A 24254-nucleotide genomic window follows, 5' to 3' on the forward strand; every position below is an offset into this window, starting at 1 on the left:
GTTTCTTAAACCAGCGGGGCGCGTTTTCAGCCGCCCCGCTGTGTCTAAAGAGATATTAACAGGCAGGGGGTCTATTAGATGGAAGTCAGCAGCGAATATGCGGTGCAGATGCACGGTATTACAAAGATGTTCGGTTCTTTTTGCGCCCTGAATAATGTCCATCTCGACGTTAAGAAGGGAACAATCCACGCGATCCTAGGCGAAAACGGCGCGGGAAAAAGTACGCTGATGAACGTGCTTTACGGTTTGTATCAGGCGGATGCCGGTGAACTCTTTTTAAACGGTGAAAAAGTAAACATTAAAAACCCGAATATTGCGATCAAACATGGGATTGGGATGGTTCATCAGCACTTCATGCTGGTTGAAAATTTTACGGTAACGCAGAACATCATTCTGGGAAATGAGGTAACAAATCAGTTCGGCACATTAAATATGAAAAAAGCACGTGAGGAAATTCTCAAAATCGTCGAGAAATACGGGCTTGAAGTAGACCCGGATGCAAAAATAGAGGATATTTCCGTTGGTATGCAGCAGCGTGTTGAAATATTAAAAGCTCTTTATCGCGGGGTTGACCTGCTGATTTTGGACGAGCCTACCGCGGTACTGACTCCGCAGGAAATAGACGACCTGATTCAGATTATGCACAATCTGGTTTCGGACGGGAAAACGATTGTCATCATTACCCATAAACTGAAAGAAATCAAGGCTTCGTCCGATGTCTGTACCATTATCCGCCGCGGCGAGTATGTTGATACGGTTCCTGTCGCGGATGTGGACGAGGAGGAACTGGCGACAAAGATGGTCGGGCACGCCGTTCAGCTTGTCGTTGAAAAAACACCCGCCAACCCGGGCGACGTGGTTTTCGAAATCGATAACCTGACGGTGAAAGATGAACGAAAGCTGGACGCGGTGAAAAATTTGTCGCTGAAAGTACGAAAAGGGGAAATTGTCGGCATTGCCGGAATCGACGGAAACGGTCAGAAAGAACTTGTGGAGGCTATCACGAGCCTTACAAAGGCGGAAAGCGGCACCATTAAAATAAACGGGGCCGAAATCCAGAATACGACGCCGCGCAATGTAATCGACCATAAAATTTCAACGATTCATGAAGATCGCCAGAAACGCGGTCTGGTTCTGCCGTTTACCGTTGCGGAAAACATGGTCATTGAAAAATACCGCGAGCAGCCGTACAGCAAGGGCGGAATGCTCAACAGCAGCGAGATTCTCGCGTTTACAAAAGGCCTTATCAAGGATTATGATATCCGTCCGGAAGACTGCGAAAATCAGGCGGCAAGAGGTCTTTCCGGCGGAAACCAGCAAAAGGTGATTATCGCGAGGGAGATTTCCAATGAGCCTGATCTGCTGATCGCCGTTCAGCCTACCCGCGGCCTTGACGTGGGCGCGATTGAGTACGTACATAAGACGCTGATTCGCGAACGCGATAAGGGCAAAGCTATTCTGCTGATCTCCCTGGAACTCGACGAAGTCATGAATGTGGCCGATACGATTGACGTGATCTATGCGGGCACCATCGTTTCCAGTTTTAAACAGGGCGAGGTCGACGAAAATACGATCGGACTACTGATGGCGGGAGGCAAAATAAATGAAAACGTTGGTTAAAATTCTGAAAAAGCCCATTACCTCCACGCTGCTGGCCATTCTTTGCGGCTTTCTGGTCGCCGCAATCGTTCTGCTGCTGGCGGGTTACAGCCCGGCAAGCTCTTTTGCGGCTTTGTTTAAGGGCATTTTTGCGAAACCAAAGTATATTTCGAATGTCATTATCAAGGCAACTCCGATTATATTGACCGGATTAAGCGTGGCGTTTGCGTTTAAAACCGGCCTGTTCAATATCGGCGCGGAGGGTCAGTACATAATCGGAACGGTCGCCGCGGTATGCATTGGCGTTAAATTGAATTTGCCCCCAGCGCTGGAAATTCCGATTGTTGTACTGTCCGGCGTTCTTGCCGGTGCGATTTACGGCGGAATCGTCGGATTGCTGAAAGCCCGGTTCGGCATTCATGAAGTTATTACCAGTATCATGCTGAACTGGATTGCGTTCTATCTGTCCAACTATATCGTTACACTGGACGCATACCACGAACCGAACTCAACAAGTTCCCTTCCGGTTAACGAATCGAGCTTTACGATGCTTCTGCCCAAATGGAAGTCCTCCGAAGCGGGCATGGCTGCGCTCAAGCCGAATAAATGGCTTTATGAAGTCATGCTGAAGACCGATGTGAACTTCGGAATTCTGATTGCCATTCTTATGGCGGTGATTATCTGGATTCTTCTTTACCGCTCCACAAAAGGCTATGAGCTGCGTGCAGTCGGCTTCAACAGCGACGCGGCTGAATTTGCCGGAATCAATGTCAGCCGCAATATTATCCGCGCGATGGTCATTTCCGGAGCACTTGCCGGTCTTGCCGGATCGCTTGCCATAACCGGAAACGCGCCGCACCGCATTGCGCAGATGGCCGCTTTCGAAAACAATGGCTTTAACGGTTTGTCGGTTGCGCTCATCGCCGGTTCTTCGCCGATCGGCTGCATTTTTGCCGGGCTCCTGTTCGGCGGCCTGCTTTACGGCGGGCAGAGCGTTCAACAGGAAGTCGGAGCACCGACGGAAATCATCAACATTATGATCGGTACGATTGTCTTTTTTGTAGCGCTTACGAAGGTTGTGCCTGTGCTGGCCGATAAGCTTGAGAAGAGGAGTGCTCACCATGCTAAGTAAAATTCTGCTGTTAATCGGTATTACGATGATGTATTCCACCCCGCTGGTGTTCGGCGCGCTCGGCGGCGTAATCTCCGAACGTTCCGGCGTGGTGAACATCGGGATTGAGGGCATGATGACGGTTGGCGCTTTTGCGGCGGCCGCGGTCAGCTATTTTACCGGCAACCCCTGGCTGGGCCTGCTTGCGGCGGGAGCGGCCGGCGGAGCGATCGCCCTTTTGCACGCGATTGCATCGGTAACCTTTAAAGCGGATCAGACCATCTCCGGTATCGCCATTAATTTTATCGGGCCCGGTCTGGCGCTGTTTTTCTGCCGCCTTCTGTTCGACAACGCGACCATGACGCTGCCCGCCCATACGCTGCCGAAAATTTTCGGTGAAGATTTCTTTCAGGGCAGTCCGGCAGGCAATTTGAACGTGGATGTCACCGTTGTGCTTGCGCTTGCCGCCGCAGTGATTCTATGGTACTTCCTGTATAAGACGAAATGGGGCCTTCGCGTACGTTCCGTCGGCGAGCATCCTGCCGCCGCCGATACGCTGGGAATCAACGTCAGCCGTACCCGCTACCTCTGCGTGCTCGTGTCGGGTGTTTTAGCGGGATTCGGCGGGGCTTCCATGACCCTCGCAATTATTTCGCAGTTTACGCCGACGGCAATCAGCGGACAGGGATTCATTGCGCTTGCCGCCGTTATCTTCGGGAAATGGACGCCGTTCGGCGCCTATGGCGCGTGCATGCTCTTCGGTTTTGCCCAGGCTTTGACAATCGTTCTGGGCGGCGGCGATTTTGCCGTCCCGTCGCAAATCCTTGCAATGCTTCCGTACATCCTGACAATTATCGTACTGATTCTTTTTGTAGGACGCTCGGTAGCGCCGAAAGCGGACGGCTTGCCGTATGAAAAGGGCGAAAGATAAACAGTGATTATTGAATAAGGGAGCAAAAAAATGGATCAGAAAGAAATACTTGAAAAAGTTGACCATACCCTGCTGACGCAGACGGCAACATGGGCGGAAATCAAGCAAATCTGCGACGACGCCGTTCAGTACGGCACCGCCTCCGTCTGCATTCCCGCTTCCTATGTGAAACGGACGAAGGAATATGTCGGAGATAAAATGGCGGTATGCACTGTTATTGGCTTTCCGAACGGATACGCTACCACAGCCGTAAAGGTATTTGAGGCGAAAGACGCCATTCAGAACGGAGCCGATGAAATTGATATGGTTATTAACCTCGGCTATGTAAAAGACGGCCTTTACGACCTTCAGCTTGAAGAAATCAAACAGGTAAAAGCCGCCTGCGGCAGCCGTATTCTGAAAGTAATCATCGAAACCTGCCTGCTGACGGAGGAAGAGAAGATCAAGATGTGCGAGGTTGTAACGAAATCAGGAGCTGATTTTATCAAGACCTCCACGGGGTTTTCCACGGCGGGCGCGACGTTTGAAGATGTCGCTTTATTTAAAAAGCATGTCGGGCCGAATGTAAAGATCAAGGCGGCCGGCGGTATTCAAACCATGGACGATGCGGAAAAATTCGTTTCCCTCGGCGCTTCCCGCCTGGGAACAAGCAGAATTATCAAGCTCATTAAGAAGGAAGAGGCGCACGGATATTAACAAAAAGGAGCGGTTCGCCGCTCCTTAAAACTTCTTTGAAACAAGGTGTTAACATGGAAAACTATCAGGAATTGGTTTCTGCGGCTGTTTCCGCCCGGGAAATGGCGTATACGCCTTATTCGCATTTTAAAGTGGGAGCCGCTCTGCTTTCTAAAAGCGGGAAACTCTATAAGGGCTGCAATATTGAAAACGCGGCTTATACCCCGACAAACTGCGCGGAACGAACGGCTTTTTTCAAAGCGGTCAGCGAAGGGGAGCTTGCGTTTGAGTGCATCGCCATTGTAGGAGGAAGGGGAGACACACTGGAGGAACTTTGCCCGCCCTGCGGCGTTTGCAGGCAGGTAATGATGGAATTTTGTGATCCCGACCGGTTCAAAATTATTTTAGGCACACCGGAAAAATGGAATGTCTATACCCTGCGCGAACTGCTGCCGTTCGGATTCGGCAGAATCAATTTGGAGAAAGATCATGATTAAGAATATTGTTTTTGACATGGGGCAGGTGTTTGTGGATTTTGACCCCGATTTCTTTATCGAGCACTATATTACCGATCCGCAGGATGCCTGCCTTCTGCGGAACGAACTGTTCTGCGGAAGCGAGTGGGTGGAAATGGACCGCGGCACTATGAACGAGGAAGACCTGGTTGAGCCTGTTTGTGCCCGTCTGCCGGAACGCCTTCACTTTGCGGTGAAGGAACTTCTTCTGCATTGGCAGGATTATATGAAGGTTCTTCATAATCTCGACCCGCTGGCGGCGGAATTGAAAGAGAACGGCTATTCCCTTTACCTGCTGTCCAACGCGTCTGTCAGTATTCATAACTTTACCCATAAAATTACGGCGCTGCAATACTTTAACGACACGTTTTTTTCCGCGGATGTAAAGTACATAAAGCCCGACCAGACCATTTACCGGCTGTTCTTTGAAAAATTCTCCCTGAACCCGGAGGAATGTTTTTTTATTGACGACCGCGCGGATAATATAGAAGCGGGCCGCAAACTGGGCATGGAAGGCTTTGTCTATGGGGGCGAGGCGCAGCCTTTGCGCGAAGCGCTGCGCGGGGCCGGCGTTTCCCTGAAACTATAAAATTACACATGAGGTGATTGAAATGAGAATGTACGATATTATTGCAAAGAAAAGGGATGGGGGAGAACTTTCCGACGAGGAAATCCAATTCTTCATCAGCGGATATGTAAAGGGCGAAATTCCGGATTATCAGGTTTCCTCCCTTCTCATGGCTATTTATTTTCATGGAATGACCGACAGGGAAACGGCATCCCTTACCATGTGTATGGCAAATTCCGGTGAAACGGTTGATTTGTCTTCCATTGACGGCGTCAAGGTGGACAAACACAGCACCGGCGGTGTGGGTGATAAAACGACATTGATTATTTCGCCGATCGTCGCTTCCCTCGGTGTACGCGTTGCCAAAATGAGCGGGCGCGGTCTGGGGCATACCGGCGGAACGGTCGATAAAATGGAATCGATTCCCGGGATGCAGACTTCCATCGACCGGGAAAAATTCTTCGATATTGTCCGCAAGGTCGGCGTCAGTGTCATCGGGCAGTCCGGCAATCTGGTTCCCGCGGATAAAAAGCTGTACGCGCTGCGCGATGTAACCGCAACGATTGAAAGCATTCCGCTGATTGCTTCCAGCATTATGAGCAAAAAAATCGCCGCGGGTTCCGACTGCATCCTGCTGGATGTCAAAACCGGAAGCGGCGCGTTTATGAAAACGGTGGACGACTCCATTAAACTTGCGCAGGCCATGGTTGCCATCGGCGAGCATGTCGGGCGCAAAACCATCGCCCTGATTACCGATATGGACCGTCCGCTCGGCAATGCAATCGGCAATTCGCTGGAAATTATGGAAGTGTGCGATACCCTGAAAGGGCACGGGCCGGAGGATCTTACGGAAATCTGCATTGAGCTTGCCGCCAATATGCTGTATCTGGCGGGGAAAGGCGAGCTTGCGGAATGCAGGAAGCTGGCGAAGCGGCAGATCGACAACGGCGAGGCGTTTGCGAAGCTGAAAGAAATGGTTGCGGCACAGGGCGGCGACACCAGTGTTCTGGACGACAGCGCAAATTTCCCGCAGGCCAAGGTCGCGCACGAGGTTTTGGCACAGGGCGAAGGTTACCTGTATGCAATGAATACGGAGCAATGCGGCATTTCTTCCGTCGAACTGGGCGCAGGCCGTGAAAAGAAAGAGGATTCCATCGATTACAGCGCGGGCATCATACTCCGCAAAAAGATCGGGGATTATGTAAAGAAAGGCGACGTAATCGCTGTGTTCTATACTTCCGAGGAAGGAAAATGCAAAGAAGCGGAAAAGCTCTTTGAAAGCGCGGTTTCCATCCGTCCGGAAGCACCGAAAGCTGCTCCGGTTATTCACGCAAGGGTAACCGTAGACGGAGTGGAAAAATTATAAATAAAAGGCCGCCAACTGGCGGCCTTCATTTTTTAGGTTTACTGCATGATGGTATCCAGTCCCTCGAACTGCATATTGTAGTATTTTGCGTAGATTCCGTTTTTCTCGATTAATTCCTGATGACTGCCTTGCTCCTCAATGCCTTCGTCGCCGATGACGATGATTTCATCCGCGTTGCGAATCGTGCTCAGCCGGTGGGCGATCACCACGGTTGTACGGTTCTTGGAAAGCGTCTCGAGCGATTTCTGAATATGGCGCTCACTTTCGTTGTCAAGCGCGCTGGTTGCTTCATCCAGAATTAAGATCCGCGGATTCTTCAAAAAGACCCGGGCAATGGCAATCCGCTGCTTCTGCCCGCCGGAAAGGCGCGTTCCGCGTTCGCCGACGTATGTATCGTAGCCTTCATCAAGGCCGACGATAAAATCATGAATATTGGCGTTTTTCGCGGCTTCTATAATTTCTTTATCCGTTGCGTCGGGCTTGCCGTAGGCGATATTTTCTTTAATACTGCCTGCAAACATATAAACGTCCTGCTGTACGATGCCGATTGCCTTGCGCAGGGTCTTCAGCGTAACATCCCGGACGTCGTGGCCGTCGATCGTTACACTGCCGCCGGTAACATCGTAAAAGCGGGGCAGCAGAGAGCAAAGCGTCGTTTTTCCGCCGCCGGACGGGCCGACAAGCGCGATGGTTTTGCCCGCGTCGATTTGAATGTTGATGTTTTCCAGCACGTTGTTGGCCGTGTCGTAGCTGAAGGAAACGTTTTTATATTCGATGTTGCCCTTCACGTCTTTCAGATCAACGGCTCCGGGCTTGTCGACAATTTCCGGTTTGGTTTCCACGACCTCGATAAAGCGCCGGAAACCGGAGTATCCCTTTTGAAACAGCTCGGTAAATTCAATCAGGATGTCGATCGGATTGATGATGATATTGATGTACAAAGCATAGACTGCCAAATCGGTGAGCTGGAGCGTTCCCTGCGCAATAAAAAGCCCGCCGCTCACCAGTACAGTCAGGAACAGAAGGCCTTCGAAAAACGAAGTCCCCGCGCGGAAACTTCCCATAATGCGGTAACTGCTCTCTTTGGAATCCAGAAATTTCAGGTTGCTGTCGCTGAACTTTTCATGTTCCAGCGCTTCGTTTCCAAAGCTTTTTACCACGCGGATACCCGCCAGACTGTCCTGCACGCGGGAGTTTACGCCCGCGATTTTCTTGCGGTTATCCATGAAGATCGCGCGCATCTTCTTGTTTTTTTCAATGCTGAACGCAATCATAATCAGGGTGACCGCCAGCAGGATCAGTGTCATGGGTACGTTGATCAGCATCATCAGCACGAAGCTGCCGACGATTTTTAGAAGGGAAATCAACACGTTTTCCGGGCCGTGGTGGGCCAGCTCGCTGATGTCGAATAAATCGGAAACGAGCTTGCTCATCATTTCCCCGGTGTTGTTTTTGTCGTAGTAGGAGAAAGAAAGCCTCTGCAAATGGTCGAATAAGTCCTGCCGCATGTCGCTTTCCATTCGCGCGCCCATTACGTGTCCCCAGCTTGTGATAAAGTACTGGCAGCCGTAACGCACAAGTTCCATCACCAGAAGCGCCGCCGCAATCCACGGAAGGCTCTTCATAATGATTTGTGCCCCCTGTGCGAACAGGCCTTTTGTCAGCCAGTTCAAAATTTGGGGAAAGGCGACGTCAATCGCCGATACGATCAGCGCGCAGAACATATCGAAATAAAACAGAGCGCGATACGGTTCATAATATTTAATAAATTTTCTAAAAATGGACATTCATTACTCCTGTAATTATCGTTTGACCGGTTCTTTAAAATCCTCCCCAAAAGTGTCGACGGTGACGTTTTTCATAAACTCGTCTGTTTTGGGTCTGTCTCTGCGGTCGCGGCGAACGGATACAATGCGGTCCGCTTCCTCGATTCCCTCAATAACCTTGCCGAATGCGGCATACTGGCCGTCGAGGTGCGACGCGTCCGCTACCATGATGAAAAATTGAGAACCGGCGCTGTTCGGATCCATGGAGCGTGCCATGGACAGCACTCCGCGGGTATGCTTCAAATCATTTTTTACGCCGTTGTCACTGAATTCTCCCTGAATGCTGTAACCGGGGCCGCCCATACCGGTTCCTTCCGGATCGCCGCCCTGAATCATAAAACCGGGGATTACGCGGTGGAAAATGGTTCCGTTATAGAATCCCTTTTGCACAAGGGAGATAAAGTTGTTTACCGTATTTGGCGCGATATTTGGATACAACTCTATTTTTATGGTACCTTCGTTGGTCGTAATGGTAACAATCGGATTTTTCATTTTTATTCCTCCAAACTTTGTCAATTGATCTTCTTATTATAACGGGAAATGAAGTTTCGTTCAAGGGATAAATTTTTGCTTGGGAATCATTTATTAATAATTTGTTAATAAAAAAATACTATAATTTTGGAAACAAAGTTATGCAGTATCACGGCAAATGGATGGTCTGACCGGAGGAGGTGATTAAAAAATGTTACAGGCAATTACCACAGATTACGAAATGTCGGTTCGTACGGCTCCCCTTTCCGCGGAGAATGTGCAGAAAACCCCGGAAACGGAAATTCTGAAAAAAGCGCAGGGAAGCCAAAATGGCAGGAAAGATTCTGTGGAAATAAGCGAGCAGGCGCGGGCCGCGATGCAGCAAGCCGATACCGTAGCTTCAACCGGAGATAAAGCGGCCGCCGCGTATTCGAAGCGGGAAGAACCGCAGGCAGTTTCCGACGGGGAAAAGCAACTGACGCTGAAGAAACAGCAGACGGAGGAAAAGCCCCGGTCTGGTCATTACGCAAACCTTTCCGCGTATTCGGAAGCGGAGCTGGACAAACTTGTTTCAGACGGAATTATTACCAAATTCCAGGAGCAGACGGAGATTGCGAAGAGGGCTGCAAAGAAGCAGGAAAAAGAAGACAGCGAAACAAAGAAAACACAGAAAGCCGGTTCATATCAACAGGCAATTGATTCATACAAGGCCCGGCAGAAAAAAGAGATTTCCTATGCTGCTATCGGTAAATATTTCAATCGTGTTGCGTAAACTTAAGAGGCAGGAGATACTTTATTCAGCATCTCCTGCTTTTTTTAAAAAATGATTTCAATCTTAAAAAAATAGAAATTCTACGAAATAGAAGGAACGGTTTCGTAATTTCCCCGCGGTTATGGTATAATTAAAAAAAACAAGGGGGATAAAAGGGTGAGATTTTTTTCATGGAATGTAAACGGGCTTCGCGCCTGCCTGAATAAAGGATTTTTGGACTTTTTCTGTGCGGCGGATGCGGATGCCGTATGCTTGCAGGAAACAAAAATGCAGCCGGGCCAGGTGGAAATCGAGCTTCCGGGGTACCGGCAGTACTGGAATTCTGCGGAAAAGAAAGGATATTCCGGCACGGCGATTTTTACCCGTCTGGAACCGATTTCCGTTTCCTACGACATTCAGGCGGAAGAGCATGTCGGGGAAGGCCGCTCGATCACATTGGAGTTTGAAGATTATTATCTTGTAACGGTATATACCCCCAATGCGCAGCGGGGGCTGGTACGGATTGATTACCGGATGAGCTGGGAAGACGCGTTCCGTTCCTATCTACAGCAGCTCAATGCAAAAAAGCCGGTTATTGTGTGCGGCGATATGAATGTGGCGCACAATGAAATAGACCTGAAAAATCCAAAAAGCAATGCGGGAAATGCCGGGTTTTCCGACCAGGAGCGCGGGAAGATGACCGAGCTTCTGGCTTGTGGGTTTACGGACAGCTTCCGCTGTCTGCATCCGGACGAGAAAGACGCCTACACATGGTGGTCCTATATGTTCAAGGCGCGCGAAAAAAATATCGGATGGCGCATTGATTATTTTCTGGTATCCGACAGCATCCGGGACAGAATTGCAGAAAGCAATATTCATCCGGAAGTCATGGGAAGCGACCACTGTCCAATTGAACTGGTATTGTCCTAAAAATTTTATGGGGGAATGACGACGATGCAGCTGATTTTTTACGGAGCCGACCGGGAAGTAACCGGAAGCTGCCACTGCCTTATGGTAAACGGCAAAAAGATTCTGATCGACTGCGGTTTGCAGCAGGGAGCAGATGAGGATGACAATCACAGGCTTCCGTTTTATGCTTCACAGATTGATTACGTCCTTGTGACGCACGCCCATATCGACCACAGCGGCAGGCTGCCGCTTCTGATCAAGAATGGGTATCAGGGGAAAATCTATGCGTCCGGTATGACCTGCAGCCTGCTTTCCATTATGCTGCGCGACAGCGCCCATATTCAGGAAATGGACGCCGTGAATGAAAACCGCAAGGGTAAGCGCGCGGGCAGGGAACCGGAGGAACCGATTTATACCATTGAAGATGCGCAGGATACGCTCACCCGGCTGGTTCCGTATCCCTACGGAGAAATGGTGGAGCTTTGCGAGGGGGTGCGTTTCCGGTTTACCGACGCGGGGCATCTTCTGGGTTCCGCTTCTATCGAAATGTGGCTGACAGAAAACGGTCAAACGGAAAAAATCGTTTTTTCGGGCGATATCGGGAATACGAATCAACCGATTATCCGCGACCCGCAGTATATGGAGCAGGCCGATTATGTAGTGATGGAATCAACATACGGCGACCGTGACCATGAAAAATCGGAGGATTATGTCGCAGCGCTGGCGGATATCTTTGAAAAAACACTGTCCGCGGGCGGCAATGTGGTTATTCCAAGCTTTGCGGTCGGCCGCACGCAGGAACTTCTTTATTATATCCGTGAAATGAAAGAGAGAGGGCTTGTGAAATGCAACCCGGATTTTCCGGTGTATGTGGACAGTCCTCTGGCCGCCGAGGCAACAAAAATTTACAGCGGCAACCTTGCGGGATACGCCGATGAGGATACCGTTAATGTAGTCAAATCCGGTTTTAAGCCGATTTCGTTTTCCAATTTAAATATCTGCGCCAGCGTGGAGGAATCCAAGGCGCTGAATATGGACAACGTGCCGAAAGTAATCCTTTCGTCCAGCGGCATGTGTGAAGCGGGGAGAATACGGCACCACTTAAAGCATAACCTGTGGCGGCCGGAATGTGCCGTGGTGTTTGTCGGCTATCAGGCGAACGGCACCCTCGGCCGAATTTTACTCGACGGAGTGAAACAGGTGAAACTGTTCGGAGAGGAAATCGCGGTACAGGCGCATATTTATAATTTCAAGGGCCTTTCCGCGCATGCCGACAGAACCGGTTTGCTCCGGTGGATTCAGGCTTTTCAGAAGAAGCCGCGCCGTGTGTTCGTTGTTCACGGCGAAACCGAGGTATGCGACGCGTTTTGTTCTTCCCTGCGGCAGCTTGGCTATGACGCCATGACACCGAATTATGAATCCGTTTTCGATTTGGCCGAAAACGAAGTTCTGGAAGAGGGGATTGCGCCCGAAGCCCGTCATCCGCAGAAAACGGGGAAGGGCAGAAAATACTCCGCACCGTTTGCGCGTCTTTTGGAAGCCGGAAAGCGGCTTTTGCAGGTTATTCAGAAAAACGAGGGCGGCGCGAACAAAGATCTTGCAAAATTCGCGGATCAGGTCCTTACCCTGTGCGACAAGTGGGACAGATAACGGAATAAAAAAAGGAGCCGGTATGCCGGCTCTTTTTTTATTCCGTTTGGTTCAGTTTTTCCCGCGCTACGGCAAGCATGAGTTTAATGCGGTTTTCCTGGTTGACGCGCGTGGCGCTCGGGTCGTAATCAATGGGGACGATGTTTGACCGTTCGTCAACCGCCTTGATACGGTGAATCATGCCCTTGCCGCAGATGTGGTTCGGCAGGCAGCCGAACGGCTGTGTGCACACAATATTTTCGTACCCCTGCTCTACAAGTTCCAGCATTTCGGCGGTTAAAAGCCAGCCTTCGCCCATTTTGTCGCCGTAACCGATGACACCTTTTACAAGGCTTTTGGTATGCGCGTAGGTAACGGGCGCTAAAAATTTCGGCTCGGTTTCCACTGCGCGGATCAGGATGTTCTGCATTTTCAGCAGGTAATCCATCAATGCTTTTACCACGACAAATTTTGCGGAATTTCCGCCGTAAAGCTTGATATCTTCCAGACGGTTATCCACCTTGAATAATGCGAAATTCAGGATTCCGGGCACGTTGACCTCGCAGTCCTGCTCGGCCAGGAAATTTTCCAGATAGTTGTTGCCAAGCGCGGAGTATTTTACGTAGATTTCGCCGACGATGCCGACTTTGATTTTCGGACGCTTGTTCATTTTTATCTGCGCAAAGTCCTTTACAATCCGGTTCAGATTTTCTTTCTGCTGTTTTAAGGAAAGCCCCTGTCCTTTGTTAAATTGCTCGGTGAGCGCGTCAATCCATTTCTCCACCATCCGGCTGCTCTCTCCGGGAACTTCTTCATATGCTTTGATCTGGTTGTCCAGAAGCATCAGCGCGTCGCCGTAAACCACGGCCGCGATAAATTTCCGAATCATGGGCAAGGTAATATGGAATCCCGGGTTGCTTTCCAAACCCGACATATTAAGCGAAACGACCGGAACTTTTTCCAAACCGGCTTTTTTCAGCGCCTTTCGCAAAAGGTGAATATAATTGGAAGCACGGCACCCGCCGCCGGTCTGCGTAATCATCAGCGCCGTGCGGTCAAGGTCGTATTTTCCGGAATGCAGGGCGTCGATGAACTGGCCGATAACCAGCAGAGCGGGATAGCAGGTATCGTTATGAACATATTTCAGGCCTTCCTGTACGACGTTCGGCCCGTCGTTCGTCAACAGCTCCACGTTATAACCGCAGTTTTTAATCACGTTGACGAACAGCTGAAAGTGGATGGGAGCCATCATCGGGCAGAGGATGGTATACTCCTTTTTCATTTCCTTTGTGAAAAGCAAGCGCCCTTCCTTGTTGAATTTCAATTCTGCCAAATGCTTCACCTCAGTTCTCCAGTGCGGCAAACAGGCTGCGAAGCCGGATTTTTACCGCGCCGAGATTTGTAATTTCATCGATTTTAATCTGTGTGTAAATTTTACCGTTTTCCTCCAGAATGCGCCGGACTTCGTCGGTCGTTATGGCGTCAACGCCGCAGCCGAAGGAAACAAGCTGTACCAGATTCATATCCGGTTTATTGCCGATATATTTTGCCGCCGCGTAAAGTCTGGAATGGTAGGTCCACTGGTCCAGTACCGCGGTGGGGAAACGACGGACCTTGCAGCTCAGGACATCCTCTGAAATAACCGCCGCGCCGAGGCTGACAATCAGCTTGTCGATTCCGTGGTTGATTTCCGGGTCCAGATGGTACGGCCTTCCGCACAGTACGATAATCGGTTTATGTTCCTTTTGCGCCTCGGCGATCATCCGGTCTCCTTTTTCATGAATTCTGGCAAAGTAGCGGTCATACTCTTTATAAGCGGCTTTTGCAGCTTTCTTGATTTCGATAAACGAGATTCCGTCAAAGTACTTTGCAAGAATCCCATGCATTTTAATCGGAAAGTCATGCTTTCGGTGGATACCGACATAATCGTGGATAAAGTGCAGCTCATCGGGCGCACTCATGTTTGCGGAGATGACCTCGGGGTAATAGGCCACAACCGGGCAGTTGTAATGGTTGTCGCCCAGGCCTTCGTCAAAGTTGTAGGACATACAGGGATAAAAAATAGCTTGAACGCCCTGATCAATCAGCGCCTGCACATGTCCGTGCATCAGTTTCGCGGGGAAGCATACGGTGTCGGATGGAATCGTGTGCTGCCCTTCGATGTAGAGTTCCCGGCTGGAAAGGGGGGACAGGACGACTTCAAAGCCAAGCTGCGTAAAGAAGGTGTGCCAGAACGGCAGCAGCTCATACATGTTCAGCCCCATCGGCAGCCCGATTTTCCCTCTTTCGCCTTTTACCGGCTGATAGGAGCGAAGGGTCCGCAATTTAAAAGCATACATGTTCAGCTCGTCGCTGGAAGCACGCTTTGTCACAGGCTTTTCACAGCGGTTTCCGCCGATAAAACGCCGGCTTCCGCCTCCGAATACATTGATCGTCAGGCGGCAGTTGTTGCTGCATCTTCCGCAGGAGGTTACCTTGACTTCATGCTGGAAATTTTCAAGCTCGTCCTTCTTTATAATGGTGCTTTCCCCGGCCGACCGGTTTTTCGCGTAAATTCCGGCGCCGTAAGCACCCATCAGGCCGGAAATATCCGGACGGGAAACATGGACGCCCAGTTCATTTTCAAAAACCCGCAGAACCGCGTCATTCAGGAACGTGCCGCCCTGAACCACAATGTTCCGGCCGAGTTCTTCGGCGGAAGCGGCGCGGATAACCTTGTAGATGGCATTTTTTACAACACTGACGGAAAGTCCGGCCGAAATGTCTTCGGTTGTCGCGCCGTCCTTCTGCGCCTGCTTTACCTGCGAATTCATGAACACGGTGCAGCGGGAACCCAGGTCCACCGGGTGCTTCGCGAACAGCCCAAGTTTTGCAAAGTCGGCGATGTCATACCCGAGCGTATTTGCAAAGGTCTGTAAAAACGAGCCGCAGCCGGAGGAACAGGCTTCATTTAAAAAGATATTGTCGACTGCCCCGTTGCAAATTTTGAAGCATTTCATATCCTGTCCGCCGATGTCGATAACAAAATCAACATCCGGCAGAAAGCATTTGGCGGCTGTGAAATGCGCGACCGTTTCCACAATGCCGAAGTCAATATTAAATGCATTTTTCAAAAGCTCTTCGCCGTAGCCGGTAACAGCCCCCGCGGCGATATGAATTTTTGGATAATTCTTGTAAAGGCTGAGAAGATATTCGCGGATGATGGGCACGGGATTCCCGGAGTTGCCTTTATAAATCGAATCCAGTACCTCTCCGTCTTTTCCGAGCAGCATGGCCTTAACGGTGGTGGAACCCGCGTCAATCCCGAGGTAAGTGTCGCCTGTGTAGGTTTCCGCGTTTCCCCGGGGCGCCCTGCACTGGGCGTGGCGGTGTTTGAATTCGTCGTATTCCTCCTGATTTTTAAACAGCGGGGCAATCGAAAGGAAATTCGCCGTTGTGCCGTAGGCTTTAATGCTTTCGAGCGCGGTATCCAAATCCGTTTCGATTCCGCTGCTCAGCGCGGCGCCGACCGCCACATAATACAGGGAATTTTCCGGACAGATTCCTTTGGTCTTCAACGCCTGATCAAAGCTTTCCCGGAGCTGGGAAAGGAAGGTCAGCGGCCCGCCGAGGTAGATGACCTTTCCGGCAATTTTGCGCCCCTGCGCCAGCCCCGCGATGGTCTGGTTGGCGACGGCCGCAAAGATGCTTGCCGAAATATCGCTTTTGCGCGCACCCTGATTCAAAAGGGGCTGCACGTCGGATTTTGCAAACACGCCGCAGCGGGATGCGATCGTATAGATTTTTTCATACTGTTCGGCAAGGCGGTCCATCTCGTCGAGCGGAAGGTTCAGCAAAGTCGCCATCTGATCGATAAACGCGCCGGTTCCTCCCGCGCAGGTACCGTTCATACGGACTTCGGTTCCGCCGGAAAGAAACAGAATCTTGGCGTCTTCTCCGCCAAGCTCAATAATAACGTCCGCGTCGGGAATCAACTTACCGGTCGCAACACGGGTAGCGTAAACCTCCTGTATAAACGGCAGATTGCAGGTCTGCGAAATGCCCATGCCTGCGGAGCCGGAAACGGTAAGAAGGGCGTGCTTTCCCTTTACGATTTCCTTCTGAACCTTCGTGAGCAGTTCCGACATTTTCTCTGTAATCTGGGAATAGTGCCTTTCATAGGATTTATACAATATTTGATTGTCGTCGCCGAGCACAACGCATTTGATCGTCGTGGAGCCGACGTCTAAGCCTATTTTCATAAAGCGCCACCGTTCTACATTCTATATTCTATAAACGTTAATAACATATTCTAGTTCAAAAGGTATCCCATTGTCAAGTGAGATCCTTTCCAAATTCCCCTTAATCTGCGGTAAACCGTTTTCTTTCCCCAGCCTGTGTAGGCAGCTTTCGGGGGCGCGGCGGGGCTCCCGAAAAGTCCGGGAAAAAAGCGCGGCTGGTAATTATTAAATAAATAGATTATATATTGTTATTCCCGGATGGAAATGTTAGAATGAGGTTAAACGAAGCCTTGTTTGTAAACTTAAGAATCTTGTCTGTTTCGGCTAAAATTGTATCTGCCTTCGTCACAAATATGCGGAGTATGGCATATTTTATCCCGAAAATCCGCCGATTTTTATTTTATAATCAGGGCTGATAAAAATTTAATATGAGGTGATTTGATGCAGTTAAAAAATCTGATTGATTTGGACCGGCTGACCCTCGGTGAAATTCATGAACTCATCAAACTTTCAACCAATATCCGGAACAATCCGTGGGTGTACAGAGAATCCTGCCGTGGAAAAATTATGGCTGCTCTGTTTACCGAGCCGGCGGTTGCAACGCAAATGGCATTTCAGGCCGCGATGTATCGGCTCGGCGGCGAAGTGGTTTGTTTTGATTCTTCGGACGGCACCTCATTTTTACAGCAAGGGAGCCTGAAAAGCGCCATTACCGCCGTCGGCGGTTTTGCCGATCTGATTGTTCTTCGCAGTGCGGCGGAAGGCACGGCTGCCGCCGCGGCCCTGTATTCCCGAAAGCCCGTTATCAACGCGGGGGACGGGGGACATCTGCGGCCCGCCAGAACCCTTTCAGATTTGGCGGCAATCAGCAGTGAAAAGGGCCGGCTTGACCATTTATGTATCGGTCTGTGCGGAAACCTGAAGAGTAACCCGGCTTCCCTCTCTCTTATTCAGACAATGATGCGTTATAAAGGGAATACCTTTGTATTGATTTCTTCGCCGGAATACACGCTGCCGCAGAATATAAAAGACAGTCTGGACGCCGCCGACTGCAAATATGTCGAATCGTCCTCCCTGAACGAAGTTATTTCGGCAATTGACGTGCTTTACATAACCTGTGCGCAGCAGGAAAGTATGGGAAAAGGGGAACTCGCCGAAAAGAAGAAAAGAATTCTCAGCGCCAAAACCCTTGGACGCGCGAAAAAAGACCTGACTGTAATCCACCCCGCACTTTGCAGCGGGGAAATCACGGTGGATGCCGACGACGACGAGCGCGTCATCGATCAAACGCCATATGGCCTGTATACCCGTATGGCACTGATTCTTACTCTTCTGCAAAACGCGGAAGAATGCGGGAAACAAAAGGTTCCGCATTCCACGCATCCCAGCAGATGTACGAATCCGAAATGCGTAACGCGCACGGAGCCTTATCTGCCCAATTTATTCTCTGAGGCCGGTGATATGCTTGAATGCAAATACTGTGAAGGAAGAATGCTCATCTGATCAAAAGCTTGTTCTGGTTTTCTTCGGGTCACCGCATAAAAACGGGACTTCCGCGAAGCTTTTGGACGCGTTTTTGGCGCCTTTTTACGGGAATGCGGAAGTTCGGATCATCCATTCCTATGAACAAAAAATTGCTCCCTGTTTAGGCTGCAATGTGTGCGCCGCGGAACAGACCTGCTCCCAGCGGGATTTCGACGGGCTGGACCTTCTTATCCGGCGCGCAGATGCAATTGTTGTGGCAACGCCCGTGTATAATCTGGGGTTCCCCGCTCCGCTGAAAGCGATCATTGACCGCACCCAAAGGTACTATGCCGCCCGCTTTTTCCTCGGCGTGCAAAAACCGATTGAAAAGCATAAAACGGCCGCACTGCTGGTTACCTGCGGTTCATCGGAACCGGAAGACGCGGCTCTTCTGTACCGCCAGCTGGAACGGGTTTTTTCGGTTATGAATACGAAATTAAAGGGAATGACCGTCTGGGCGGATACGGACGCCGACGACGGTCATTCGACCTTTGAAAAAGCCCGGAAAGCCGCCCGAGACCTGGCGCTTGCCATACTATGTGAAATGTGATATCATAAAATGTAGCCTTATTATTTGGGAGGATTAAAATATGTCAGGCCATTCAAAATGGAACAATATTAAGCGGAAAAAAGAAAAGACAGACGGCGCGAAAGCAAAAGTATTTACGAAAATCGGCCGCGAACTCGCGGTTGCGGTTAAAGAAGGCGGCGGTCCGGACCCGAATTCCAACTCAAAACTGAAGGATTGCATTGCCAAAGCGAAAGCGGCGAATGTACCGAATGACAATATTGACCGGATCATCAAAAAAGCTGCCGGTGACGGCGACGACACAAAATACGAAAATATTACATACGAAGGATACGGCCCGAACGGCATCGCCGTCATTGTGGAAACACTGACCGACAACCGTAACCGTACCGCCGGCGACGTCCGCCATTATTTCGATAAATTCGGCGGAAACCTCGGCACAACCGGCTGCGTTTCCTTTATGTTCGCTTCGAAAGGCGTTATCATTATTGAAAAAGAAGGACTGGAAGAAGACAAAGTAATGGAGGACTGCCTTGAAGCGGGCGCGTCCGATTTTCAGGCCGACGAGGATGTTTTTGAAATTTATACGGAGCCGGAAGATTTCAGCGGCGTACGCGACGACCTGGAGAAAAAGGGCTATGAATTCGTTTCCGCCGAGGTGGAAATGGTTCCGAACACCTACTCCACACTGACGGAGGAAGAATCCATTACGAAGATGCAGCGCCTGCTCGATGCCCTCGAAGACAATGATGACGTTCAAAATGTTTGGCATAACTGGGATAATCCGGATTCGGATGACCAAGAATAGCAGTAAGTTTTTCCATATTGTGTAAAACATGGAGGAAACAAGATGACAGGCTTTGACAATCTATGTATGAACTGTATGTCCGATACGGGCGGCAAAAGAGAATGCCCGAACTGCGGTTTCAGCGCTGCCGAGCCTCAGATGCGCCACGCGCTTCCGTACAGGACAATGCTGCAGCAGCGGTATATTGTCGGCCGCGCGAAGTCAAGCAACGGTGAAGGCATCACGTATATCGGCTACGATACGGTTTTAAACATACCGATTGAACTGCGCGAATTTTTTCCCCAGACCCTGTGCGAAAGGCCGGGCGGAAAAGGGGACATCTGCGTTATGGGCGGAAGCGAAATCATCTTTGACGAGTGTCTTGCCGCGTTTTTGAACTTTTCGAGGGAAGTTGCCCATCTGCGGGAGCTTTCCGCGATTGTGCATATTTATGATATATTTGAAGAAAATCATACGGCATATACCGTTTCCGAATGGAACGAGAGCATTACCCTGCGTTATTTTATTGAGCGCAGCGGCGGCAACCTGAACTGGAATGCCGCGCGTCAGCTTTTTATGCCGGTTTTGTCCGCGCTCAGTGCAATGCACGCTGTGGGGATCAGCCATCTTGGAATTTCACCGGATACGCTGGAAATTATGCAGGACGGCAAAATGAAGCTGGGAAGCTTCTGCATCGGCAGTGTGCGCAGAATGGATACGGATTTGCCGCCGGATCTGGTGCCCGGCTGTGCGGCAATTGAACAGTACGTAATGGGTTATGTACCGGACGAATCGACGGATGTCTACGGGTTTGCCGCTTCGCTCTTTTTCGCTTTAACCGGCACGATTCCTCAGGACGCTTTAAAACGGCGCTCGGATACGCGTCTTTTGATTCCGACAAGCATTATGCGCAGCCTGCCGCCCCATGTTGTATCCGCGCTGGCGAACGCGTTGCAGGTTTCCCCGGATAAACGCACGCCGACGTTTGAACGGCTGCGCGCGGAATTGTCCGCCGCGCCGACCGTTACGGCAACGATGGACGAAACAACACAGCGGATTCCAAAACTCGGCAGGGAAGGCGATCAGGAGAAAAAGGGTGTTCCGAATTTTGTATGGATTATCCTCACCTGTGTCGCGGCATTAATTGTTTTTACCATTGTCGGCATTATCTGGGTATCCAACTCCGACCGCAGCGGCGCGGAAACGCTCGCTTCGGATACTTCGCAGGTGGATTCCTTCGGATCGGAAATTCCGGACAGCGCGCTGGAATCCGCAGACCCGAACCTGATTTCCGCGCCGAGCTTAATCGGCCAGAGTTTTCAGGATCTGACTTCGTCGGGTTATTCCTCCGAGAATCAGGATTATCAGGTACTGCTCTCTACCAAGCAGTTCAGCGATACCATTCCGGAGGGATGCATTATTTCCCAGTCGCCCGCGCCGGGTACAAAAATGGCGAAGGGAACGGCGATTGTTGTGGTTGTCAGTGAAGGCGCCGCCGTGCGTACCCTGCCGTCCATTACCGGAAAAACACTGGCGGAGGCTTCCGAGACGGTTACCTCGGCCGGATTCACCCCAACCAAAACGGAAGAATACAGTTCTACCGTCGCGCAGGGTCTGGCTATCGGTTACAAAGATGTAAAAGAAGGCAGCCAGATGGCTTACGGTTCCCAGGTTGTCATCGTAATCAGCAAGGGGCCGGAAGGCGGCGATGATACAACATCCTGATATTCAGAAAAGAAAAGGACCTGAAACAAGTATTCTTGTTCGGGTCTTTTTTTGTTGCGGTCAGAACCCGCAGGCTACGCCTGAACGGTAACGGCAGCAACCGATTTGACCTGACTTATTCCGGTTTTGAAAGAATAATTACAAACATTTAACTACTCATTTTACGGATAGCGTCATATAATAGAACTGTAAGCAATTGTGACGATATCCGACAAAGAAAGTGTGAATATGATTCATTTTGCAAGCCGTACCTTACGAAGAAGAGCACGCCATGTTTTGATTGTTTCAGCAGCTTTTTTGCTGCTTTTTGCCCTTGGCATGCTGATCGGCCAATTCAGCGGGAAAATGGGGCTGTTCCATGCGGCGAAGCCGACCATGGCCGCGGCGGGAATGCCGACAAATGGAAATGTTCAAAGCACCCCGCAGCCGGCAGAGAGCGAGGCGGCGTCTTCAGCCTCTTCCAGCACCGCGTCGTCGGCTGAAAAAGAAGCAGTTCCCGCTTATCAGGCGATGTACCCCCATCTGTACGCCGGAACGCTGGAACCGTCGGCCCCGGTAAAAAAGAAAACGGTCTATCTGACCTTTGACGACGGCCCGTCCAACCTGACGGTACCGCTTCTCAACGTACTGGATACATACCACGTGAAGGCGACCTTCTTCGTTATTGGCCGCACCGACCGCCAGAGCGTGGAAGCCATAAAGGAGATTGTCAACCGCGGGCACGCAATCGGGGTTCATTCCTATACCCATCAGTACAAACAGATTTATGCCTCACCTGCGGCGTTTTTGGATGATTTTGCAAAAATGCATGATCTGATTGAAAACACGACGGGAGTCGATACGAAAATCTACCGGTATGCCGGCGGAAGTGTCAATGGCTATAACAAGAGTACGGCAAGAGATATTATTGCGGAAATGAACCGGCGCAGATACGTGTATTACGACTGGAACGTGGACTCCGGCGACGCCGAGACAGGCGCCACCGCAAAATCAATTTACCGGGAAGTAATCAACGGCGTTCACCGGCACAGTGATTCCGTAGTCTTGTTTCATAATACCAAGTTTAAAGCGAGTACGCTGAATGATATGTCAAAAATCATTAAGACGCTGCAGAGCCAGGGCTATTCCTTTGAGAAGCTCGACCCGTCCGTCGACAGCGTCTCCTACCGTTTTAACAATATCCCATAAAAGGATGGCTGCCGTAAAATAGCTCCGCTGGAATATACTGCACAAAAACTGCGCCTTAATCGGACTTGAAAACCGATTAAGGCGCAGTTGCCTGCTTTGGGGGCTGTTCTTTTTTTGTACGAGATTCGGCAAGCAAAAGGTCGACCATCCGCCCGTAACTTTTTACGCCGTCCTCCTGTTTGTTGGCTTTCAGATAGCTGTCGTTTACAGCGCTTGCCGCAACGGCAACCGGTCCCTCGAACTGCTCCCAATAGGCGTAGTCGTTTGCCAGATCGCGTTTCACGCCGTCGCTGAGCTTCTCATATACTTTACCCGCCGCGCCGCCGTCGGCGGCACTGAGGGCATTGTATGTATAAATAAAGGCCAGCATATCACCGGAATATTGAAAATCCGGGTCGTCGCTGTTCTCGCAGGCGAGGTAGCCGATAAAATTGGCTTCGTCCTCGCGCATATATCCGCGCAGATGGGACAGTTCATGGCACATGGTGGCCGGTATGGAATAGGAAGGAACATCCACGTTTACATTGGCCTCAAAGGTAAACGGGAAAAACACGCCCGTAATATTGCACCAGGACATCAGCCTTGAACTGATCACCGGTTTCGGCCGGCCATATCCTGCCAATAAAAGGGGATACTGTTGATGAACTTTATCAAATGCCGTCTGCGCCTTCTTTGCGGTTTCGTAGATATTCCCGCTGTTAAGCTCCATTACGGATTTGCCGTCGGTTTTCACCTCTTTGCGAAGCACATTGACTTTATCGCCAAGGGTGCTGCACAGCGCGGCAAGCTCGGCTTTTGAAGACGGTCTGACATCCAGCCCGGAGGTTTGGGCAAAGGGATACCGGCTGTAGTTGATTCCGCAGTCGAGCACAAAAACAAAATAAAGAACGCTGGCAAGGCAGACCGGGGTAATCAGGGAAAGAAACAGGAGCTTTCCGCGGCTTCCTTTTCCCTTTATGATCTTCACGATGCAGGCGATCAGGTAAATTACGATGCCGATGATCAACAGCGCAATCAGCAGCTCCGCTATCGAAAACGGGACAAGTGAAGTTACAAAGTTTACGCTTTTGGACAACACAGGGTAAACCGTTATTGCATACCATTCCGCAAAAGCAGGATACCGGGAGGCTATGTACGAAAGTAAAAATGCGGCCGGTGCAAAGGCAAGCAGCCACAGTCGTTTATAAGAAAGGATTTTTTTCATTGGAACACCTCCGCTTTCGTTTATTGTAGTATATTGTCGAAGAAGCGTCAATGGAATCGCGTTCCAAGCAATGCTTTTCAATAAATGGGCGGGCGTGAGCGGATTTGCCCATATTTATACAGAATTTAAGTTGCCTATATACCATAAAAATGGTATGATAAACAATAATCTTTATTTTTAAGGGGAGGCTGGCGCATGAAGTTTTTTATTAAGCAGAGCACCGGCACAGACGCTCTTTTTACCATTATTGATACGCTGGGCCAATCGGTTTACCGCGTTACCGGCGATTCCCTTGCCATTGGAAGCAAGTTTTATTTCATTGACGGCAGTGCAAACGAAGCGGCCAAAATTGTAAGCTTAGGCCTGACGGCTTCGTCAAAATATACGATATTCATACATGATAAGGAATGCGCCCGTGTAAACCGGAGCTTTACTTCGCAGCATCATCCGGTAAAAATCAGGGGCGTGAAATGGCACTTTCGCGGCGATCTTATGGAACGCTCCTATGATTTGATCAATGAGGATTCGGCTGTCGTGATGACCCACGGACGATGCTGGAATGAAAACGGCGACTGCTTTGCCGTTGATATTACAAATGAATCCGATGTCCTGCTCTGTCTGTGCATTGCAGTTATCCTGGACAGCACGGTGATCGGGGGTTCCGCCAAAGCGGTGCCGGCGAACTGACCGGAATTGACAAATTAGCCCCGCAATGCAATAATAGAG

At 50.3% G+C, this 24254-nt stretch carries 21 protein-coding genes; 16 read left to right on the forward strand and 5 right to left on the reverse strand.

Features of this window, described 5'->3' with window-relative positions; translation table 11 throughout:
- Nucleotides 1-78 precede the first annotated feature (78 nt).
- The 7 genes from OUY18_RS01480 to OUY18_RS01510 are packed head-to-tail and all read left to right on the forward strand — an operon-like array spanning nucleotide 79 to nucleotide 6765.
- Complete coding sequence (locus OUY18_RS01480) at nucleotides 79-1620, forward strand: ABC transporter ATP-binding protein (RefSeq protein WP_326492969.1); 1542 nt, start codon at nucleotides 79-81, stop codon at nucleotides 1618-1620.
- Nucleotides 1604-2731: an ABC transporter permease gene (locus tag OUY18_RS01485; protein WP_268056932.1), complete on the forward strand. Its 1128-nt coding sequence runs from the start codon at nucleotides 1604-1606 to the stop codon at nucleotides 2729-2731. Before OUY18_RS01480 ends, OUY18_RS01485 begins: the two co-directional genes overlap by 17 nt.
- The gene (locus tag OUY18_RS01490; RefSeq protein ID WP_268056933.1) at nucleotides 2721-3641 is read left to right on the forward strand and encodes an ABC transporter permease; all 921 of its coding nucleotides are present in this window, start codon (nucleotides 2721-2723) and stop codon (nucleotides 3639-3641) included. Before OUY18_RS01485 ends, OUY18_RS01490 begins: the two co-directional genes overlap by 11 nt.
- 30 nt (nucleotides 3642-3671) lie before the next feature.
- Nucleotides 3672-4337, forward strand: a complete 666-nt coding sequence (deoC, locus tag OUY18_RS01495) for a deoxyribose-phosphate aldolase (protein WP_268056934.1) — start codon at nucleotides 3672-3674, stop codon at nucleotides 4335-4337.
- Nucleotides 4338-4390: 53 nt separating this feature from the next.
- A complete protein-coding gene (locus OUY18_RS01500) occupies nucleotides 4391-4813 on the forward strand; it encodes a cytidine deaminase (protein WP_268056935.1) in 423 nt (140 codons plus the stop codon).
- Nucleotides 4806-5420 (forward strand): HAD family hydrolase, encoded by a 615-nt coding sequence (locus tag OUY18_RS01505; RefSeq protein ID WP_268056936.1) that lies wholly within the window; start codon nucleotides 4806-4808, stop codon nucleotides 5418-5420. The genes OUY18_RS01500 and OUY18_RS01505 overlap by 8 nt, the downstream gene beginning before the upstream one ends.
- 22 nt (nucleotides 5421-5442) lie before the next feature.
- On the forward strand, nucleotides 5443-6765 hold the full coding sequence (locus OUY18_RS01510) for a pyrimidine-nucleoside phosphorylase (RefSeq protein WP_268056937.1): 1323 nt from the start codon (nucleotides 5443-5445) through the stop codon (nucleotides 6763-6765).
- Nucleotides 6766-6803: 38 nt separating this feature from the next.
- Here OUY18_RS01510 and OUY18_RS01515 read toward each other — a convergent pair whose 3' ends face one another.
- Together OUY18_RS01515 and OUY18_RS01520 are read right to left on the reverse strand one after the other, a co-directional pair.
- On the reverse strand, nucleotides 6804-8552 hold the full coding sequence (locus tag OUY18_RS01515; RefSeq protein ID WP_268056938.1) for an ABC transporter ATP-binding protein: 1749 nt from the start codon (nucleotides 8550-8552) through the stop codon (nucleotides 6804-6806).
- 15 nt (nucleotides 8553-8567) lie between these two features.
- Nucleotides 8568-9083 (reverse strand): peptidylprolyl isomerase, encoded by a 516-nt coding sequence (locus OUY18_RS01520; protein ID WP_268056939.1) that lies wholly within the window; start codon nucleotides 9081-9083, stop codon nucleotides 8568-8570.
- A gap of 190 nt (nucleotides 9084-9273) precedes the next feature.
- On the opposite strand from OUY18_RS01520, the gene OUY18_RS01525 reads away from it, so the two are divergent.
- The 3 genes from OUY18_RS01525 to OUY18_RS01535 all read left to right on the forward strand — a co-directional run bounded on the left by OUY18_RS01525 (nucleotide 9274) and on the right by OUY18_RS01535 (nucleotide 12372).
- Nucleotides 9274-9834, forward strand: coding sequence for a hypothetical protein (locus OUY18_RS01525; protein ID WP_268056940.1), 561 nt, complete (start codon nucleotides 9274-9276; stop codon nucleotides 9832-9834).
- Between the two features lie 156 nt (nucleotides 9835-9990).
- The gene (locus tag OUY18_RS01530; RefSeq protein WP_268056941.1) at nucleotides 9991-10743 is read left to right on the forward strand and encodes an exodeoxyribonuclease III; all 753 of its coding nucleotides are present in this window, start codon (nucleotides 9991-9993) and stop codon (nucleotides 10741-10743) included.
- 24 nt (nucleotides 10744-10767) lie between these two features.
- Nucleotides 10768-12372 (forward strand): MBL fold metallo-hydrolase RNA specificity domain-containing protein, encoded by a 1605-nt coding sequence (locus OUY18_RS01535; RefSeq protein WP_268056942.1) that lies wholly within the window; start codon nucleotides 10768-10770, stop codon nucleotides 12370-12372.
- A gap of 37 nt (nucleotides 12373-12409) precedes the next feature.
- On the opposite strand, the gene OUY18_RS01540 is transcribed toward OUY18_RS01535, so the two are convergent.
- Nucleotides 12410-13684: a 2-hydroxyacyl-CoA dehydratase gene (locus tag OUY18_RS01540; protein WP_268056943.1), complete on the reverse strand. Its 1275-nt coding sequence runs from the start codon at nucleotides 13682-13684 to the stop codon at nucleotides 12410-12412.
- 10 nt (nucleotides 13685-13694) lie between these two features.
- On the reverse strand, nucleotides 13695-16592 hold the full coding sequence (locus tag OUY18_RS01545) for an acyl-CoA dehydratase activase-related protein (RefSeq protein ID WP_268056944.1): 2898 nt from the start codon (nucleotides 16590-16592) through the stop codon (nucleotides 13695-13697).
- A gap of 420 nt (nucleotides 16593-17012) precedes the next feature.
- Here OUY18_RS01545 and OUY18_RS01550 point away from each other — a divergent pair, with 420 nt between their 5' ends.
- The 5 genes from OUY18_RS01550 to OUY18_RS01570 all read left to right on the forward strand — a co-directional run bounded on the left by OUY18_RS01550 (nucleotide 17013) and on the right by OUY18_RS01570 (nucleotide 22324).
- Nucleotides 17013-18074, forward strand: a complete 1062-nt coding sequence (locus tag OUY18_RS01550) for an aspartate carbamoyltransferase (RefSeq protein ID WP_268056945.1) — start codon at nucleotides 17013-17015, stop codon at nucleotides 18072-18074.
- Nucleotides 18037-18645, forward strand: a complete 609-nt coding sequence (locus OUY18_RS01555; RefSeq protein WP_268056946.1) for a flavodoxin family protein — start codon at nucleotides 18037-18039, stop codon at nucleotides 18643-18645. The genes OUY18_RS01550 and OUY18_RS01555 overlap by 38 nt, the downstream gene beginning before the upstream one ends.
- 40 nt (nucleotides 18646-18685) lie before the next feature.
- Nucleotides 18686-19432 (forward strand): YebC/PmpR family DNA-binding transcriptional regulator, encoded by a 747-nt coding sequence (locus OUY18_RS01560; RefSeq protein WP_268056947.1) that lies wholly within the window; start codon nucleotides 18686-18688, stop codon nucleotides 19430-19432.
- 42 nt (nucleotides 19433-19474) lie between these two features.
- A complete protein-coding gene (locus OUY18_RS01565) occupies nucleotides 19475-21136 on the forward strand; it encodes a PASTA domain-containing protein (RefSeq protein WP_268056948.1) in 1662 nt (553 codons plus the stop codon).
- A gap of 228 nt (nucleotides 21137-21364) precedes the next feature.
- Nucleotides 21365-22324, forward strand: a complete 960-nt coding sequence (locus tag OUY18_RS01570) for a polysaccharide deacetylase family protein (RefSeq protein WP_268056949.1) — start codon at nucleotides 21365-21367, stop codon at nucleotides 22322-22324.
- A 76-nt stretch (nucleotides 22325-22400) separates the two neighbouring features.
- Here the strand turns inward: OUY18_RS01570 and OUY18_RS01575 are convergent, their stop codons facing one another.
- Nucleotides 22401-23528 (reverse strand): DUF3810 domain-containing protein, encoded by a 1128-nt coding sequence (locus tag OUY18_RS01575; protein ID WP_268056950.1) that lies wholly within the window; start codon nucleotides 23526-23528, stop codon nucleotides 22401-22403.
- A gap of 195 nt (nucleotides 23529-23723) precedes the next feature.
- Between OUY18_RS01575 and OUY18_RS01580 the strand changes: the two genes are divergently transcribed.
- Nucleotides 23724-24215, forward strand: a complete 492-nt coding sequence (locus tag OUY18_RS01580) for an LURP-one-related family protein (protein ID WP_268056951.1) — start codon at nucleotides 23724-23726, stop codon at nucleotides 24213-24215.
- Nucleotides 24216-24254 lie beyond the last annotated feature (39 nt).

Origin of the sequence: Caproiciproducens galactitolivorans, assembly GCF_026672255.1 — a bacterium.
Lineage (GTDB): Bacteria > Bacillota > Clostridia > Oscillospirales > Acutalibacteraceae > Caproiciproducens > Caproiciproducens galactitolivorans_A.

What these genes read in the sequence shown, in the direction of transcription:
- OUY18_RS01480 (WP_326492969.1), top strand. Translation starts at nt 79, where the DNA reads ATGGAAGTCAGCAGCGAATATGCGGTGCAGATGCACGGTATTACAAAG.
- OUY18_RS01485 (WP_268056932.1), top strand. Translation starts at nt 1,604, where the DNA reads ATGAAAACGTTGGTTAAAATTCTGAAAAAGCCCATTACCTCCACGCTG.
- OUY18_RS01490 (WP_268056933.1), top strand. Translation starts at nt 2,721, where the DNA reads ATGCTAAGTAAAATTCTGCTGTTAATCGGTATTACGATGATGTATTCC.
- deoC (WP_268056934.1), top strand. Translation starts at nt 3,672, where the DNA reads ATGGATCAGAAAGAAATACTTGAAAAAGTTGACCATACCCTGCTGACG.
- OUY18_RS01500 (WP_268056935.1), top strand. Translation starts at nt 4,391, where the DNA reads ATGGAAAACTATCAGGAATTGGTTTCTGCGGCTGTTTCCGCCCGGGAA.
- OUY18_RS01505 (WP_268056936.1), top strand. Translation starts at nt 4,806, where the DNA reads ATGATTAAGAATATTGTTTTTGACATGGGGCAGGTGTTTGTGGATTTT.
- OUY18_RS01510 (WP_268056937.1), top strand. Translation starts at nt 5,443, where the DNA reads ATGAGAATGTACGATATTATTGCAAAGAAAAGGGATGGGGGAGAACTT.
- OUY18_RS01515 (WP_268056938.1), bottom strand. Translation starts at nt 8,552, where the DNA reads ATGTCCATTTTTAGAAAATTTATTAAATATTATGAACCGTATCGCGCT.
- OUY18_RS01520 (WP_268056939.1), bottom strand. Translation starts at nt 9,083, where the DNA reads ATGAAAAATCCGATTGTTACCATTACGACCAACGAAGGTACCATAAAA.
- OUY18_RS01525 (WP_268056940.1), top strand. Translation starts at nt 9,274, where the DNA reads ATGTTACAGGCAATTACCACAGATTACGAAATGTCGGTTCGTACGGCT.
- OUY18_RS01535 (WP_268056942.1), top strand. Translation starts at nt 10,768, where the DNA reads ATGCAGCTGATTTTTTACGGAGCCGACCGGGAAGTAACCGGAAGCTGC.
- OUY18_RS01545 (WP_268056944.1), bottom strand. Translation starts at nt 16,592, where the DNA reads ATGAAAATAGGCTTAGACGTCGGCTCCACGACGATCAAATGCGTTGTG.
- OUY18_RS01550 (WP_268056945.1), top strand. Translation starts at nt 17,013, where the DNA reads ATGCAGTTAAAAAATCTGATTGATTTGGACCGGCTGACCCTCGGTGAA.
- OUY18_RS01560 (WP_268056947.1), top strand. Translation starts at nt 18,686, where the DNA reads ATGTCAGGCCATTCAAAATGGAACAATATTAAGCGGAAAAAAGAAAAG.
- OUY18_RS01565 (WP_268056948.1), top strand. Translation starts at nt 19,475, where the DNA reads ATGACAGGCTTTGACAATCTATGTATGAACTGTATGTCCGATACGGGC.
- OUY18_RS01570 (WP_268056949.1), top strand. Translation starts at nt 21,365, where the DNA reads ATGATTCATTTTGCAAGCCGTACCTTACGAAGAAGAGCACGCCATGTT.
- OUY18_RS01575 (WP_268056950.1), bottom strand. Translation starts at nt 23,528, where the DNA reads ATGAAAAAAATCCTTTCTTATAAACGACTGTGGCTGCTTGCCTTTGCA.
- OUY18_RS01580 (WP_268056951.1), top strand. Translation starts at nt 23,724, where the DNA reads ATGAAGTTTTTTATTAAGCAGAGCACCGGCACAGACGCTCTTTTTACC.